Annotated in this window: 14 protein-coding genes and 2 pseudogenes; 8 read left to right on the top strand and 8 right to left on the bottom strand. The window is 67.1% G+C overall.

From position 1 onward, the window contains the following. Positions 1 to 54 precede the first annotated feature (54 nt). Together WFK36_RS18780 and WFK36_RS18775 are read right to left on the bottom strand one after the other, a co-directional pair. Positions 55 to 672 (bottom strand): TetR/AcrR family transcriptional regulator, encoded by a 618-nt coding sequence (locus WFK36_RS18780; protein ID WP_336793514.1) that lies wholly within the window; start codon positions 670 to 672, stop codon positions 55 to 57. A 4-nt stretch (positions 673 to 676) separates the two neighbouring features. Continuing rightward, entirely contained in the window at positions 677 to 1318 is a 642-nt protein-coding gene (locus WFK36_RS18775; protein WP_336793512.1) for a TetR/AcrR family transcriptional regulator, read from the bottom strand. 84 nt (positions 1319 to 1402) lie between these two features. Between WFK36_RS18775 and WFK36_RS18770 the strand changes: the two genes are divergently transcribed. Continuing rightward, positions 1403 to 2272, top strand: a complete 870-nt coding sequence (locus WFK36_RS18770; RefSeq protein WP_336793511.1) for an oxygenase MpaB family protein — start codon at positions 1403 to 1405, stop codon at positions 2270 to 2272. A 2-nt stretch (positions 2273 to 2274) separates the two neighbouring features. Here the strand turns inward: WFK36_RS18770 and WFK36_RS18765 are convergent, their stop codons facing one another. Together WFK36_RS18765 and WFK36_RS18760 are read right to left on the bottom strand one after the other, a co-directional pair. Then, positions 2275 to 3693 carry an LLM class flavin-dependent oxidoreductase gene (locus tag WFK36_RS18765; RefSeq protein WP_336793510.1) on the bottom strand — a complete coding sequence of 473 codons (1419 nt, stop codon included), beginning with the start codon at positions 3691 to 3693 and terminating at the stop codon, positions 2275 to 2277. A 143-nt stretch (positions 3694 to 3836) separates the two neighbouring features. Then, a complete protein-coding gene (locus tag WFK36_RS18760; protein ID WP_336793509.1) occupies positions 3837 to 4397 on the bottom strand; it encodes a helix-turn-helix transcriptional regulator in 561 nt (186 codons plus the stop codon). A 54-nt stretch (positions 4398 to 4451) separates the two neighbouring features. Between WFK36_RS18760 and WFK36_RS18755 the strand changes: the two genes are divergently transcribed. Then, on the top strand, positions 4452 to 5168 hold the full coding sequence (locus WFK36_RS18755) for an AzlC family ABC transporter permease (RefSeq protein ID WP_336793507.1): 717 nt from the start codon (positions 4452 to 4454) through the stop codon (positions 5166 to 5168). Further along, positions 5165 to 5485, top strand: coding sequence for an AzlD domain-containing protein (locus WFK36_RS18750; protein ID WP_008377058.1), 321 nt, complete (start codon positions 5165 to 5167; stop codon positions 5483 to 5485). The genes WFK36_RS18755 and WFK36_RS18750 overlap by 4 nt, the downstream gene beginning before the upstream one ends. A gap of 6 nt (positions 5486 to 5491) precedes the next feature. Here the strand turns inward: WFK36_RS18750 and WFK36_RS18745 are convergent, their stop codons facing one another. Next, complete coding sequence (locus WFK36_RS18745) at positions 5492 to 6772, bottom strand: alpha-hydroxy-acid oxidizing protein (RefSeq protein ID WP_373278332.1); 1281 nt, start codon at positions 6770 to 6772, stop codon at positions 5492 to 5494. Positions 6773 to 6861: 89 nt separating this feature from the next. On the opposite strand from WFK36_RS18745, the gene WFK36_RS18740 reads away from it, so the two are divergent. Then, positions 6862 to 8034 (top strand): copper resistance D family protein, encoded by a 1173-nt coding sequence (locus WFK36_RS18740; RefSeq protein ID WP_336793506.1) that lies wholly within the window; start codon positions 6862 to 6864, stop codon positions 8032 to 8034. Here WFK36_RS18740 and WFK36_RS18735 read toward each other — a convergent pair. Next, a complete protein-coding gene (locus WFK36_RS18735; RefSeq protein WP_336793504.1) occupies positions 7987 to 8463 on the bottom strand; it encodes a DUF4334 domain-containing protein in 477 nt (158 codons plus the stop codon). The two genes, WFK36_RS18740 and WFK36_RS18735, sit on opposite strands and share 48 nt — an antisense overlap. Positions 8464 to 8531: 68 nt before the next feature. Here WFK36_RS18735 and WFK36_RS18730 point away from each other — a divergent pair, with 68 nt between their 5' ends. Both WFK36_RS18730 and WFK36_RS18725 read left to right on the top strand, forming a co-directional pair. Beyond that, positions 8532 to 9641, top strand: coding sequence for an acyl-CoA dehydrogenase family protein (locus WFK36_RS18730; RefSeq protein ID WP_336793503.1), 1110 nt, complete (start codon positions 8532 to 8534; stop codon positions 9639 to 9641). Beyond that, positions 9641 to 10615 (top strand): acyl-CoA dehydrogenase family protein, encoded by a 975-nt coding sequence (locus WFK36_RS18725; protein ID WP_336793502.1) that lies wholly within the window; start codon positions 9641 to 9643, stop codon positions 10613 to 10615. Before WFK36_RS18730 ends, WFK36_RS18725 begins: the two co-directional genes overlap by 1 nt. Positions 10616 to 10637: 22 nt before the next feature. On the opposite strand, the pseudogene ku reads toward WFK36_RS18725, so the two are convergent. After that, positions 10638 to 11411 (bottom strand): annotated as a pseudogene (gene ku, locus WFK36_RS18720) (non-homologous end joining protein Ku); the annotation flags it as partial. Between the two features lie 51 nt (positions 11412 to 11462). Here ku and ligD point away from each other — a divergent pair. Continuing rightward, on the top strand, positions 11463 to 13391 hold the full coding sequence (gene ligD, locus WFK36_RS18715; protein ID WP_008377047.1) for a non-homologous end-joining DNA ligase: 1929 nt from the start codon (positions 11463 to 11465) through the stop codon (positions 13389 to 13391). A gap of 70 nt (positions 13392 to 13461) precedes the next feature. Continuing rightward, the gene (locus tag WFK36_RS18710) at positions 13462 to 14085 is read left to right on the top strand and encodes a CHAP domain-containing protein (protein WP_336793501.1); all 624 of its coding nucleotides are present in this window, start codon (positions 13462 to 13464) and stop codon (positions 14083 to 14085) included. 28 nt (positions 14086 to 14113) lie between these two features. On the opposite strand, the pseudogene WFK36_RS18705 reads toward WFK36_RS18710, so the two are convergent. Then, positions 14114 to 14376, bottom strand: a pseudogene (locus WFK36_RS18705) (HNH endonuclease signature motif containing protein); the annotation flags it as partial.

Below are 14376 nucleotides of genomic sequence, written 5' to 3'. Positions count from 1 at the left end.
GCGACAACTGTCCCACGAGACCCAGGTCACGTCAAGGACGATCCCCAGAAGTGCTCAGCGAGCCGGTCGGTATCCGACGATCGCACGGGCGTAGTCGAGGTTTCTGGCGATCAACTCGTCGGCACCGAGTTCGCCGTTCACTCGGTACCAGGTCGAGACACCGACGCACATCGACGCGACGGCCCGGGCCGCCCCCTTGGGATCGACCGTGACGAACACACCCGACCGGACGCCGGAGAGAACGATCTCGTCCACCATCCGCTGCTGACGCGTCCGGTGCCCGATGTAGGTCGGCCGATAGTCGTCGTCGAGGCTCCGGAGCTCGGTCGACCCGACGAAGGCCTGCTCTCGACGGAACATGTGGAAGCGCAGCAACGACTCGACGACCGCGTCGAACTGCGTCACCGGATCGTCGCCCGCCTCCTCGATCGCCTGCGCGGACCGACGAAGGAGATCGGTCATCGTCAACTCGAGCAGTCCTTGCAGGAGAGACTGCTTGGACGGGTAGTGGTGATACAGGCCGGGCACCGACAAGCCCGCGCGCGACGCGATGTCACGCACTGATGTGCCGTGATAGCCGTGCTCCATGAAGGCCTCGAGCGCGGCCCGGAGAGGCGCCGGAAGGTGGACAGCGCCGTAGTCGCGCCACGAACCGGTGGTCGGTCGAGTCATCGAGTCAGCTCCGCTCCGCCGTGATCGGCAGCATCATGCGCACACACACCGCGACGAGTCGGTCGCGATCGAGGTCGAGGCGGCCCTCCGTCCACGAGGCGAGGACGCGGCCGAGGCCGCCCACCTGGAAATGCGCTGCCGCCATCGTCTCATCGGCCTGCCCGACACGGGCCACCTGGGCCGCCGACTCCGACGTCAGGTTCGCGAACAACTGCAGAGAATCAGCTCGCCTGCCGGCGAGAACGGGACTGCGGAGCGTGTCGGAGAAGATCAGCCTGCCGGTCCGGGGATCGGATTCGATGACGTCGACGATCGCTTCGACGGCTGCCCGAACCTTCCCCCGCGCATCGCCTCCTCGCGCGAACGCGGCCGCGGCCCGCTCGGCGATCTCGGCGATCACACCGTCGTACGTCGCGCGAGCGAGCGCGTCGACGTTGTCGAAACTCTCGTAGAAGTACCGCGGAGTGAGACCCGCACGAGCACAGATGCCTCGCACCGTGACAGTTCCCACCTCCGGCTCGGTGAGCATGTCGAGACTCGCATCGATGAGTGCCGCACGTCGGCGAGCCACCCGAGCATCGCCCGCCTCCCCGCCGTACGAACGCAGTTCGCTCGCGGTCTCACCAGGCTTGGTCACACCGTCCATATAAACACCCCGCCTCTTGACACCGCGGGACGCCGGGCGTTGAATCAATAACAGGAAACAGTCGTTATCACTTTGGGGAGTGTCATGACAGCACAGCCGATCGAGTCGTTTCAGGCGGATCCGATGCCTCGCGCCACACGCGCGGAGCTCGACGAGCAACAGATCACCGATCTGACCCTGCTCGGACCCGCACTGCTGGCCGGTCCCGCGAACGTGATCATGCAGCTGACGCTCCCGGCGGTCGGCTACGGCGTCTACGAGAGCAAAGTCGAGACGGGCAACCTGTTCAAGCATCCGGTCAAACGGACACGAACTACCCTCACGTACCTCGCCGTCGCCGCCATGGGCGACGCCGAACTGCGCCGGAAGTACCGCCACGCGGTCAACAAGTCGCATGCTCACGTTCGGTCGTCCAGTTCAAGTCCGGTCAAGTACAACGCGTTCGACGCGAAGCTCCAGCTCTGGGTCGCGGCATGCCTGTACCGAGGCTGGGAGGACATGATCCGCCTTTACGGCGATCCGTCGGTCATCACCGAGGAGGCGTACCGCCAAGGCGCGATCATGGGCACCACCCTGCAGATGCCGCCCGAGATGTGGCCGGCCACCAGGGCCGACTTCGAGGTGTACTGGAACGAGACCGTGGCGAGCATGGAGCTCGACGATGTGATCCGCAGCTACCTGAAGTCGCTGGTCCGGTTCAAATTCGCCGCCAAACCCGTGTCGATGATCATGGGTCCGTGGTCGGAACTGCTGACCGTCGGGTACCTGCCGCCGGAGTTCCGCGACAAGCTCGGTGTCACCCAGACCCCCACGCAGAAGCGGATCTTCGACGCGCACAACGCCGTCCTGCGCGTCGGAGTGAAGCTTATGCCCGCTCCGATGCGGAAGTTCCCGTTCAACCTGCTGCTGGCCGATGTGCGATGGCGGATGCGGACAGGCCGTCCGCTGGTCTGATCTCAGACGCCGACCGCCGTCCGACGCGCGGAGTCGTCGATCGTCGACGCACTCCCTCCGACGCGGAACGTCGCCCCGCGATGGTTGTCGGGCAGGCGGTCGCCCCGTCCGAACAGCTTGTTGCGCAGCGAGCCCGACTGATACGCCGACTGGTATGCCCCGCGTGCGTCGAGCGCGGGCACCACATGGTCGACGACGTCGCGGAACGATCCCGGCGTGACCGCGTAGGCGAGATTGAACCCGTCGACGTCGGTGTCGTCCACCCAGTCGATCAGCGTCTCGGCGACCTCGTCACCGGACCCGATGAGCACCGGCCCCATTCCCCCGATTCCACCCCAGGCGGCCACATCGCGAACTCGCCATGCGCGCCCGTCCTCGTCTGCCTGGGAGAACGCCGCCACAGCCGATTGAATCGCATTCGACTCCACTGCGCCGATCGGATCGTCGAGGCTGTATCGCGACAGGTCGATGCCCATCCACCCGGACATGAACACGAGCGACCCCTCGTCTGACGCGAAGCGCCGGTACTGCACCGCCTTCTCGCGGGCCGCCTCCGGAGTGCTGTCGGTGATGACGGTGGCGAGGGTGTAGATGCGAGCGTCGTACGGTCCACGACCTGCGGCGACGAGCGCGTCGCGTGTTCTGGCGACGACATCGCGCAGGATCGTCTTGGTCGGCGCGGCGACGAAGATCGCCTCCGCGTTCTCCGCAGCGAACCTGCTTCCCCTAGTGGACGCGCCGGCTTGATAGATCACCGGCGTCCGCTGCGTCGAGGGCTCCGCGAGATGGATGCCCGGCACCGTGAAGTGCTCACCACGATGTCCGATGTGATGGACCTTCGCCGGGTCGGCGAACACGCCGGAGTCGCGATCACGTCGTACCGCGTCGTCTTCCCACGACCCCTCCCAAAGCTTGTACAGGACCGTGAGGTACTCGTCGGCGTGGTCGTAGCGTGCGTCGTGGTCGAGCAGCCGATCGTCACCCATGTTGCGTGCCGCGGCGGGCAGGTACCCGGTGACGACGTTCCAGCCGATGCGCCCACGCGTGAGGTGATCGAGTGTCGACACTCGACGTGCGAACGGATACGGATGCTCGAAGCCCGTTCCGGTCGTGATGCCGAATCCGAGGTTCTCAGTCGCATGAGCCATCGCCGAGACCAGCAGCAACGGGTCGTTGACCGGAATCTGCGCGCCCTGGCGGATGGCCGCTTCATCGGTCTGGGAGTAGACGTCGTACGTGCCGAGGACGTCAGCGATGAACAGCCCGTCGAACCGACCGTGTTCCAGCAGTTTTGCCAGTTCCACCCAGTAGTCCAGGGTGTTGTAGTCCCACGACCTGTCGTCTGGATGCCGCCAGAGGCCGGGCGACTGGTGAGCGACGCAGTTCATGTCGAAGGCGTTCAGGCGGATCCGTCGGGTCATGGTCTGATCCTGCGACCCCCGGCCTCGCCCGGCCAGCGTTCCACGCGCGCTGGGCGCAACCACGCGAAATGACTGAGATCGTCCCCGACAGACCCTCCCGAGGGCGATTCGCCCTCACGGCGCTCCCTCCGGGACGATTTCAGTCACGCCTCGCTGAGCAGGACCGCGATAGTGCCGTCGTCGAGGGCGTCGAAGATGTGCTCGGCGTCGCCGGGATAGTTGACGTAGTCGCCGGGCGCAAGCTCCACTGCGGCCTCGGTCGGCCCAACCAGCGCTCTGCCCGCGCAGAGGATCACATGCTCGACCACACCGCGCGCGTGCGGCTGCGAGATGCGCGGCCTGCCGCGGTCGGCGCGGATCAGGTAGACGTCACGTCGGGTTCCGTGGCGGGCCGCCGACAGCAGCGTCGCCGCATAGAAATCAGCCTCGCCCGCGGTGATGGTGGGCCCCTCCCCCAACCGGATCACTTCGACTGCGGGACGTGGAACGTCGACGAGGGCCGAGAACTGGATGCCGAGTGCCACGCTCAACGACCACAGGGTCTCCACGCTCGGGTTGCCGTCACCCGACTCGAGCTGCGACAACGTCGACTTCCCGATGCCTGCACGACGTGCGAGTTCAGCGATCGAGAGACCGGCTCGAGTGCGTTCACGCTTGAGTGCGGCGGCCACGAGTTTCTGCGGGTCGACCGTTGCGTTCGCCATAGTGGCCGAACGTTCATCTTGACGAACGTCATCCATAGTTCCATCATAGTGGACATGCGTTCGTCATGGAGAACACTCGTCCCGAGGGAGATCCTCGTCATCGGCGCGTCGATGTGGGTGGTCGGCGCGTCGTACGGGGCGGCCGCACACGGCATCGGACTCGCGTGGTGGCAGGTGCTGATCATGGCGTGCACCGTGCTCGCCGGATCGTCGGAGTTCGTCCTGGTCTCCGTCGTCGCCGCGGGCGGCCTCCCGATCGTCGGGGCTCTCGCAGGTCTCCTGGTGAACGTTCGGAACTTCTCCTACGCACTGTCCATCGGACGTTTTCTCCGTTCGGACCGGACCATCCTCGCCGCCGCCCATATCGTCAACGACGAGACCGCCGTCTACTCCGCACCGCACCGCGATCCCGTGGCCGCTCGCGCGGCGTTCATCGTCTGCGGCCTGGCCGTGGTCGTCTCATGGCCCCTCGGAGCACTGTGCGGAGCATTGGCCGGGCAGGTGATCGCCTCTCCCGAGGCCCTCGGCCTCGACGCGGCGTTCCCCGCACTGATGGCCGCCCTGGCCATCCCTGCGCTGCGTGATCCGAGCACCCGGTGGGCGTCCGTGTTCGGCGGGGCCATCGCGCTCGCGACCGCCGGCTTCGTCGCTGCCGGACTGCCGGTGGTCCTGGCGCTGCTCGGCATCCCACTCGGGCGACTCCTCACTCGACGCCGGGCGGCGTCTCGACTGCGCTCGACGAGCGGGACGCCGGAAGGAGTTGACGCATGACCGGCTGGCAGTTCGTGGGAGCGGTCGCGCTGCTGGCCGGCGGAACCTACACGATCCGTCTCGCGGGACTGCTCGTGCGCACGCGGGCGCAGGTGTCACCGGCCGTCGAGGCGATCCTCGAACGGGCCACGATCGTCCTGCTGGTCGCCGTCGCTCTCACCGGCGCCCTCTTCACCGGAGACGACGTCACGGGCCCCGCCCGACCGATCGGCGTCGCGGTCGGCGTCGCCGCGGCATGGTTCAAGGCGCCGCTCGTCGTCGTCATCGTCGCCGCAGCCGCCACCACCGCATTATTGCGCGTGGTCGGCGTCCCGTAGGCGCGGTCACACCCGCTTCAGAGCAGAGCGATCCAGGGTCGTCACGTCCGTGTGGCCCGAGAGGCCGAGAGTGAGATCGAGTTCGGCGACGATGTTCGCAACCGCATCGCGCGCGCCGTCGGCCCCGGCCAGTGCGAGTCCGTACATGTGGGGGCGACCGATGCAGACGGCGTCCGCGCCGAGCGCGAGCGCCTTGAACACGTCCGATCCGGTGTAGAAGCCGGAGTCGACGAGAATCTTGATCTGACCCTTCACCGCGTCGACGACGTCGACCAGCGCATCGGTCGATGAGATGGACCCGTCCACCTGACGCCCACCGTGATTGGAGACGATCAGGCCGTCGATCCCCAGCTCGACCGCCTGGCGGGCGTCGTCGGGATGCAGCACCCCTTTGAGGACGATCGGCAGGCTTGTCATCTCCCTCAGCGTCATGATGTCGTCCCAGTTCAACGACGGCCGCGAGTAGATGTCCAAGAAGGTCTCGACCGCCGCACGCGGCTCGGGCGCGGTGAGGTTCCGGCGGAGTTCGCCGGGCACGTTCCGTGCGATGGAGAACAGAGTCTTCACCGCTCCGAGGCTCACCTCGGGCTTCTCCGACACCGCGCCCTTGAGTCGCTCGGCGACGATCTCCCAGAACGTCGGATCGGACGTGTACTGGTTGATGCCCTCGGCTCGCGCGAACGGCAGCGAACCCAGGTTCAGGTCCTGCGGACGCCAGCCGAGCATCGTGGTGTCGAGCGTGACCGCGATCGCCGCGGCGCCCATCGCCTCCGCACGGGCCACGAGACTCCGGACCAGCCGGTCGTCGGTGGACCAGTAGAGCTGGAACCACCGCGGCGCTCCCGGACGAACCGACTCCATCTCCGCCGCGACGTCTTCCATCGGGGCGCATCCCTGATTGGAGAAGATGTACGGAAGCCCCAGCTCGGCTGCGGCATGTCCGATGTGGACGTCTGCCCTGTCATGAGCGAGCGCTCCTGCGCCGACCGGGGAGAACAGCACCGGCGCGGGCAGCGTCTGCCCGAAGAGCTCCACCTCGAGCGATCGGTCGCTCGTGTCGCGAAGCACTCGCGGTACGATCGCCCATCGGTCGAGGGCAGACCGGTTCGCATCCATCGTGCGCCCCTCGCCTGCACCGCCCCCGATGTAGGCCCACCCACGCTTGGACATCACCGCCTGCGCGCGCCGTTCGAGCGTCGCGAAGTCGGTGGGGATCGCCGGGGCGCGCCCGTGGATCCCCGCTCGATAGATCTCGTTCTGCCGCGCACGCCCGATGTTCGAACCCATGGGAACCATTGTGGCCCACGTCATTCACAGCCCGCTCGCGCACCACCCCTTGCGCTTGTTCTCAGGAAACGCTTAGAGTTCTAGCTCTTATGGATAGCCTAACCTCGCTGGCCGCCGCGGCGCCCGCATCAAAACCCGCGTGGCAGATCATGACCACCATCGGGTATTTCACCGCACTGTCGTTCGCGACGGGACTGTGCCTGGCATTGGCGTACCTGTTGCCGAGCCGGGCCCGCGACGGTCGCACCGAAGCCGCTCTCGCGTCGCTCGCCCGCCCCGTCGCGGTCCTGGCGCTTCTCGGCGGCTTCTTCCAGTACGTGGCGCGTGTGACGAAGTCCGACCTCGACGTGTCGTGGTCGCAGGCAGCATCGTTCACCCACGCGACCGACTACCTGACGCTGCCCAAGGACGACGGCACCTGGATGTCCGGCGGAGTCATGGGAACCGTCCAGTTCGTGCTGTTCATCGCGCTGGCGGCGATCCTCTGGAACCTCGCGGCCACTCCGACTCCCCGCCTGGCGTCGGCCGGATTCGTCACATCCATCCTCGCTGCCGCGATGCCGAGCATCACCCTTGCGTCCACGAGCCTCGACAAGATCGCGAACCGCGAACTCAAGCTGGCACACATCCTCGCCGCCGACATCTGGGTCGGCGGTCTCGTAGTCCTCGCCGCCGCGGGCGTCGTCGCCGCCCGTCGTCGTGGGGGCGGAGAAGGGTCCACGGACGAAGCGGGCGCGTGGGAGCAGATGTGGTCCCGTTTCAGCACCTGGGCGATGGGCGCGGTCATCGCGATCACCGTCTCCGGAGTCTGGCTCACCTGGGTGCACCTCGGTTCGTTCAGCCAGTTCGTGACCACGTCGTACGGACGATTCCTGCTGATCAAGCTGATCCTCGTCGCGTTCATGATCGGAGCGGGAACGTACAACGCCCTGGTCCTGATCCCGAAGATCCGCCGTGCGCGGGTCGCAGGCGACGAACGGACCTTCGCTCAGCTCGCGCTCGGCGAGTTCCCCCGCGTGGTGATCGCCGAGACTCTCGCCGCATTCGCGATCCTCGTGATCGTGCCATTCCTGTCCGGCTCTGCCCGAAAGATGGACGGCCAGGCCGACGCGGGCCCGTTCGACTGGGGGACGTTCGGCCTCGGTTTCGCCCTCATCGCTCTCGCCGTCGCGGGCTGCACGGCGACGATCCGCGGCCTCGAGCGTCGCGATGCGTCACTCGCGGACGAGGAAGAAGTAGAAGTGCTCGTCACGCACGAGTGACGTGCTTCCGTTCATGATCCCCATCAACGTGTTCTCGTCGACGCGCTTGAAGTGATCGAAGACGGGCTGCCCGTCGTAGACCATGGTCGCCGTCAGCTCACCTCGGAACTCGACGTTCCACAGGCTGGCGGCGCCCTTTCCTATCTCCAGGTTCGAGTAGAGCTCGCCGTCGGCGCCACGGCAGACCATCGGCGCGACGTCGTACCGACTCCGCAGCCACTTGCCGTGCCAGCCCACCTGTGCGAGGCTGCCGTCGAGCCGGTGTCCCGACGGCAGCTCGCCTCCTCGCCAATCGCCGATCACGTCGTCGATCGTCACGGTCGGAAGTGCGGCCCAGATGGCATCGAGGTCGGCGGGATCGCTGATCTGCTGAGACTCGGCCCTGCGCTGGAAGTCGGCCACTGCCTGAGGTTCCGTAAGTTGACTCATGCTCACCGAGCATACGCTCGGCCAGGGGTAGTGTCACTCCTCACAAAGTCTCTTTCGAGGTGGTGCCGATGACTGACCGAACGCTGGCCGAGCTGCGCGCAGACGTGCGCGAGTTCGTCGCCGACGAGCTCGCGCACGGACGGTTCACTCCGATGGTCGACTGCTGGTTGACCGGCTGGGACGAGGCGTTCACGCGACGCCTCGCGCACCGCGGATGGATCGGCATGACTGTTCCGACCGAGTACCGAGGCCACGGGCGCAGCCACGTCGAGCGATTCGCCGTGACCGAGGAACTGCTCGCCGCAGGAGCACCCGTCGGCGCACACTGGATCGCCGACCGTCAGATCTCGCCCTCGCTCCTCAAGTTCGGAACCGAGTCGCAGCGCCGGCGACTACTGCCCGGGATCGTCGCCGGCGAAGTGTTCTTCGGAATCGGCATGAGCGAGCCCGACGCGGGCAGTGATCTCGCGGCCGTTCGCACCCGGGCCGAGCAGGTGGACGGCGGCTGGCGGGTCCGCGGCGTCAAGGTCTGGACGTCCGGCGCTCATGCAGCGCACTACTTCATCTGCCTCGCCCGCACCTCACCGCTCGACACCTCCGACCGTCACGCGGGGTTGTCTCAGTTCATCGTGGACCTGCGCGGTCCAGGAGTGACCGTGTCGCCGATCAGATCGATGAACGGTTCTCACCACTTCAACGAGGTGCTCCTCGACGACGTCTTCGTCCCCGACGAGATGGTGTTCGGCGACATCGGAAACGGCTGGCTGCAGGTGACCAGCGAGTTGGCGTTCGAGCGCAGCGGACCCGAGCGATTCCTGTCCACGTTCCCGCTGGTGGCGAAGCTCGCCGATGAACCTGATCTGGCACGCTCGTCACCGGCCTTCGGCGCGAACATCGCTCGCCTCGCCGGGCTGCACACGATGTCGGAGTCGGTGGCTCACACCCTCGCCGCAGGTCACGACGCGGACGTCGCCGCCGCCGTCGTGAAGGTGCTCGGGACAACACTCGAAGGTGACATCGCAGACGACGTCGACGTCATTCTCGGCGACGATGTCCACCAACCCGAGTTGGCTCGACTCGTCTCGACCGCTACCGATCAACGTCCCGGTTTCACGCTCCGAGGCGGAACCAACGAAGTGTTGCGCGGCGTGATCGCACGCGGACTGGGGATGCGCTGATGACCGTCGATCCGGACCTCATCGCCCTGATGAACGACATTCTCCGCACCGAGGTCGACGACCCCTGGCCGCGGCTCGTAGACCTCGGGCTCGCGCGTCTCACAGCGCCGGAGGCGGTCGGCGGCAGCGGCGCCGGATGGCCGGAGGCGTCCGCGCTGATCACCGCGGCGGCGACCGCCGGCGTCGCCATCCCGTACGTCGAGCACGACCTGCTCGCAGGCTGGCTGCTGCGGCGCGCGCACCTCCCGTCGAGCGACGCTCGCCGGACCGCCTGCATCATCAACGACGACGGGGTGGCCACCGGGGTCGGATGGGCCGCCGAATCCGAGCGGATCGTGGCGCTCCGAGCCGTCGACCACGGATGGGCGGTGGCAGATCTCCCGCGATCGGAGGTCGATGTGACGGCGGGATGGAACCGAGCCGGCGAGCCGCGGGATCGAGTGCACGTTCATGCCGGCGCCTCCGCCTGGAACCGTGTTCCCGACGACACCGGCGAAATGTTCCGCCTGCGTGGCGCTCTCGCGCGCGCCGCTGCGACCGTCGGCGCGCTGGACACGATCCTTCAACTGTCGCTCGATCACACGTCCGCGCGCACCCAGTTCGGGCGGCCGCTCTCCCGCTTCCAGGCAGTGCAGCACACCGTCGCCGACATGGCCGCTGAGACGGCGCTCGCCCGGTCGGCGACGGAAGCGGCGCTCACCGAAGCGGTGCGGAACGACTGGGCGGGTTCCACCGCTTTTCGAATCGCGGTCGCTCGATCGTGTGTCGGCCACGCCGCATCCGTCGTCGTGCGCGGAGGGCACCAGGTTCACGGGGCGATGGGCACCACTGCGGAGCATCGTCTCCACCGGTTCAGCAGGCCCGCGTTGGCCTGGCGCAACGAGTTCGGTTCCGTCGCGTCGTGGGATCGCACAGTCGCCGACGCCGCGGTTGCCGCAGGCTCGTCTGGCCTGTGGGACCTCATCACCTCATGATCGGGCGGAGTCAGCCCGCGGCACGATCCTTGACCGACGCGCGGAGCGCGGCGAGGAGATCGGCCACCTCATCGTCACCGTCGTCCTCCGGCTTCGCTTCCGGTTCGACGAACGCGTCGCCGCCGCCGGCTTTCGCCTCGATCAGCTTGGCGAGTTCGATCTGATAGGTGTCCTCGAACTGCGACGGATCGAAGTCCGAGGCCATCGTCTCGATCAGCGACGCGGCCATGTCCAGTTCGGCGTCGCGGATCTGCACGTCGGCCGACTGGAACGCGAAGTCGGGCACGCGGACTTCGTCGGGCCAGAGCAGGGTCTGCAGGGTCATCACACCGTCGATGACACGCAACGCCGCCAGGCGGGTCTTGTTGCGCAGGGTGAAGTTGGCGATCGCGAGACGTTCGGTCCGTTCCAGCGCCTTCGCCAGGAGGACGTACGCTTTCGGCGATTTCGACGACGGCTCCAGATAATACGGCTTGTCGAAGTAGATCGGGTCGACCTGATCGATCGGCACGAACTCGAGGATCGCGATCTCCGGGCTGCGGGTGACCGGCAGCTGCGCGAGATCGTCTTTGGTGAGGATCACCGGCTCGCCCGACTCCGATTCGTACGAGTTGGCGATGCTCGCGAACTCGACCTCGGTGTCGGTGCCCTCCCGGACGCGGCGGTAGCGGATGCGGGTGCCGTCGGATGCGTCGACCTGATGCGAGCTCCGGTCGTGACTCTCCGTCGCGGAATACACCTTGACCGGCACGTTCACCAGGCCAAAGCTGAGGTCACCCTTCCAGATCGAACGCATGAAACTGATTCTGCCACGCCCGACGGCGCCGGGGAGGGGCAGAATCGACGCATGCCCGGTTCCAAGCTGGAGGTCGACGGCCGCCACATCACCGTCACCAACCTCGAGAAGGTGATGTACCCGGAGGCCGGGACCCGCAAGTTCGATGTGATCCAGTACGTCATCGAGATCGCCGACACGATGCTCCCGCACGTCGCGTCACGCCCGATCACCCGCAAACGGTGGCCGCATGGAACCGGGTCGGGCCCGTTCTTCGAGAAGGCTCTTCCTCCCGGCACGCCGGACTGGTTGGCCCGCTTCACCATCGAGCACTCCGAGAGCAAGACCGTGTACCCCGTCGCACGATCGGCCGCCGACCTGGTGTGGCTGGCCCAGATGGCCGCGCTCGAACTGCATGTCCCCCAATGGCGGATCGATCTCTCCGGAATCGGTTCCGCCGGAGACGAATCCCGTCGAACAGACCGCCTCGTCATCGACCTCGACCCCGGGCCCGACGTGAGCCTCCACCGCTGCGCCGAGGTCGCGATCGCCATTCGCGACGTTCTCGCCGACGCCGGGCTGCCCTCGTTCCCCGTCACCAGCGGCGGTAAGGGGATTCACGTGTACGCACGGTTCCCCAAGCCGGTGAAGTGCGAATCGGCACGCGCCGTCGCCAAACAGATCGCGACGTCGCTCGCGGCCGCACACCCGACCGAGGTCACCGCGACGATGGCGAAGGCCGCACGCCAGTCGAAGGTGTTCCTCGACTGGAGCCAGAACACGGCCGCGAAGACGACCCTTGCGCCGTACTCCCTACGCGGCCGGGAGCATCCGTGGGTCGCCGCACCCCGAACGTGGGACGAACTCGCCGATCCGACGATCGCTCAGCTCGACTACCGCGACGTGCTGGAACGACACCGGGAGTCCGGCGACCTGCTCGCCGACCTCGACCCGCCCGTGGTCCCGATCGCGAGCGCACCCGTCGATCTCGGCGAGTACCGCAAATCGAAGTCGTCGAGACTGCGCTCGTCGCCGCCGAAGCCAGTGGGCCCGACTGTCGTCACGGGAGGCTCCCGCGGACCCCGCCCGATGCTCGCGGCCGATGAGCTGATCGACGGGTTGACCGACGACGCATGGGCGTTCGAAGGCAAGTGGGACGGATACCGCATCCTGGCTCGACACACCGACGGCGATGTCAGCCTGTCGTCGCGGTCGGGAATCGACATGACCGCAGACTTTCCTGAGCTGCGTGAACTCGGAACGGTACTTCGCGGCTTCGACGTCCTCCTCGACGGCGAGATGGTCGCTCTCGATGCGACCGGCCGCACCGACTTCACGCTGCTGGCGTCGCGGCATCACCGCGACGAGGAGTTCACCCTCCGGTACATGGTGTTCGACGTGCTCGAACTGAACGGAACCGACCTGACGTCGGCGCCCTGGGAGCAGCGGCGCGCAGTGCTCGACGAGCTGACACCGGTGATCACCGCGGCATCCATCGCCGACGTCCCTCCGCTGCTGCCCGGCCCCGGTGCCGCCGCCGCCGAACACGCACGCGAGCAGGGGTGGGAGGGTGTGGTCGCCAAGCGCCGCACCTCCACGTATCAGTACGGGCGACGCAGCGCGGACTGGCGTAAGCACAAGAACTGGAACGACATCGAAGTGGTCGTCGGCGGGTTCCGCCCCGGCCGCGGCAGCCGGTCCGGATCGATCGGGTCGCTCCTGATCGGCCTGCCCACCGATACCGGCCTCCGCTACATCGGACGCGTCGGCACCGGCTTCACCGACGCCGATCTCGACGCACTCCACGAAGAGCTGAAACCGCTGATCATCGGCCGGAGCCCGTTCATCGGGAGCCTCGACAAACCGGTCGCGTCGAGCGCCACCTGGGTCCTGCCGAAGATCGTGGCCGACGTCCGATTCATGGATTGGACGTCCACCGGGCATCTACGTCATCCCAGTTGGCGGGGCGTCCGGCGAGACAAGCTCCCCGGAGATCTGTAAGGGAGCATCCGGTTGGAGGATCCGGCTCGACCGACCGCGCACACCGGACATTCGGCTACCGTTGGCGGTCATGATCACCGAAGCCGAACACACGGACTCACGGCGCCCTCGACGACGCCGTCGTGTGTTGATCGCACTCGGAGTCGTCATCGCGATTCTCGCCGCAGGCACTGTGGTCGCATTTCAGACCGGTGCCGTGCGCACCGCGCAGGCATGGCTCGACAGCCGCAACCGTGCGTATCCTGCGGTCGACACCGCTCTGCTTACACCGGTCCAGGCGAAACTGGTGAGCGTCACACGCGCCGAGTTCGACGCGCAGCCGGCGGGAACCAAGTACTCGGAAGGCGTCGAGGAGCAGTGGTGCGCCGACTTCGTCAGCTGGGTGATGCGTGCCGCCGGACGCGAGTTCAGCAACCCGAACTCCGGCAGCTGGCGCATCCCCGGCGTGTACACGCTCACCGAGTACTTCCAGTCGGAGAAGCGATTCCGGCCCGCGGGGTCCGGCTACACACCAAAACTCGGCGACGTCATGCTGTACGGCCACGACAGCCCGTTCCGGCAGCACACCAACATCGTGCTGACCGTCGACGACGGGGTCGTCACCACCGTCGGCGGAAACGAATGGGGCGGGCACGTCCGTATCAGCCGGTTCGACCTGTCGGATCGTGGACTGGTCGGGATCGGTGTGCTGTAGAACATGACGGTGTCCCCGCCTGACCATTTCAGGCGGGGTTGCGCACCACGTCGACCCCTGGTGGGGCCGGCGGTCCCGGTGGTGGTGCCGGGATCCGGCATGACAGCCATTTCTCCACTGCCGATCCGGACTTGGTGGCCCGGATCGCAGGGAGCAGCTTCTCCGGCTGCAGCGAGTGGCTGACCTTCCACGGCTCGGTCGAGCCGGAGGGTCGCCATCCGACCCGGCCCTTGAACGGGCCAGAGGTGAGGACGGTGGTCTCCCATCCGCCGGGTGTGGTGGAGACGCTGC

Source organism: Gordonia malaquae, assembly GCF_037148075.1.
In the GTDB taxonomy this organism is placed as follows: domain Bacteria; phylum Actinomycetota; class Actinomycetes; order Mycobacteriales; family Mycobacteriaceae; genus Gordonia; species Gordonia malaquae.
Note: the sequence above shows the minus strand (reverse complement) of the source record. Positions and strands in the feature narration are given on the sequence as shown.

Excerpts from the sequence above, each read along its gene's own strand:
- WFK36_RS18780 (WP_336793514.1), bottom strand. The coding sequence starts at position 672 with ATGACTCGACCGACCACCGGTTCGTGGCGCGACTACGGCGCTGTCCAC.
- WFK36_RS18775 (WP_336793512.1), bottom strand. The coding sequence starts at position 1,318 with ATGGACGGTGTGACCAAGCCTGGTGAGACCGCGAGCGAACTGCGTTCG.
- WFK36_RS18770 (WP_336793511.1), top strand. The coding sequence starts at position 1,403 with ATGACAGCACAGCCGATCGAGTCGTTTCAGGCGGATCCGATGCCTCGC.
- WFK36_RS18765 (WP_336793510.1), bottom strand. The coding sequence starts at position 3,693 with ATGACCCGACGGATCCGCCTGAACGCCTTCGACATGAACTGCGTCGCT.
- WFK36_RS18760 (WP_336793509.1), bottom strand. The coding sequence starts at position 4,397 with ATGGCGAACGCAACGGTCGACCCGCAGAAACTCGTGGCCGCCGCACTC.
- WFK36_RS18755 (WP_336793507.1), top strand. The coding sequence starts at position 4,452 with ATGCGTTCGTCATGGAGAACACTCGTCCCGAGGGAGATCCTCGTCATC.
- WFK36_RS18750 (WP_008377058.1), top strand. The coding sequence starts at position 5,165 with ATGACCGGCTGGCAGTTCGTGGGAGCGGTCGCGCTGCTGGCCGGCGGA.
- WFK36_RS18745 (WP_373278332.1), bottom strand. The coding sequence starts at position 6,772 with ATGGGTTCGAACATCGGGCGTGCGCGGCAGAACGAGATCTATCGAGCG.
- WFK36_RS18740 (WP_336793506.1), top strand. The coding sequence starts at position 6,862 with ATGGATAGCCTAACCTCGCTGGCCGCCGCGGCGCCCGCATCAAAACCC.
- WFK36_RS18735 (WP_336793504.1), bottom strand. The coding sequence starts at position 8,463 with ATGAGTCAACTTACGGAACCTCAGGCAGTGGCCGACTTCCAGCGCAGG.
- WFK36_RS18730 (WP_336793503.1), top strand. The coding sequence starts at position 8,532 with ATGACTGACCGAACGCTGGCCGAGCTGCGCGCAGACGTGCGCGAGTTC.
- WFK36_RS18725 (WP_336793502.1), top strand. The coding sequence starts at position 9,641 with ATGACCGTCGATCCGGACCTCATCGCCCTGATGAACGACATTCTCCGC.
- ligD (WP_008377047.1), top strand. The coding sequence starts at position 11,463 with ATGCCCGGTTCCAAGCTGGAGGTCGACGGCCGCCACATCACCGTCACC.
- WFK36_RS18710 (WP_336793501.1), top strand. The coding sequence starts at position 13,462 with ATGATCACCGAAGCCGAACACACGGACTCACGGCGCCCTCGACGACGC.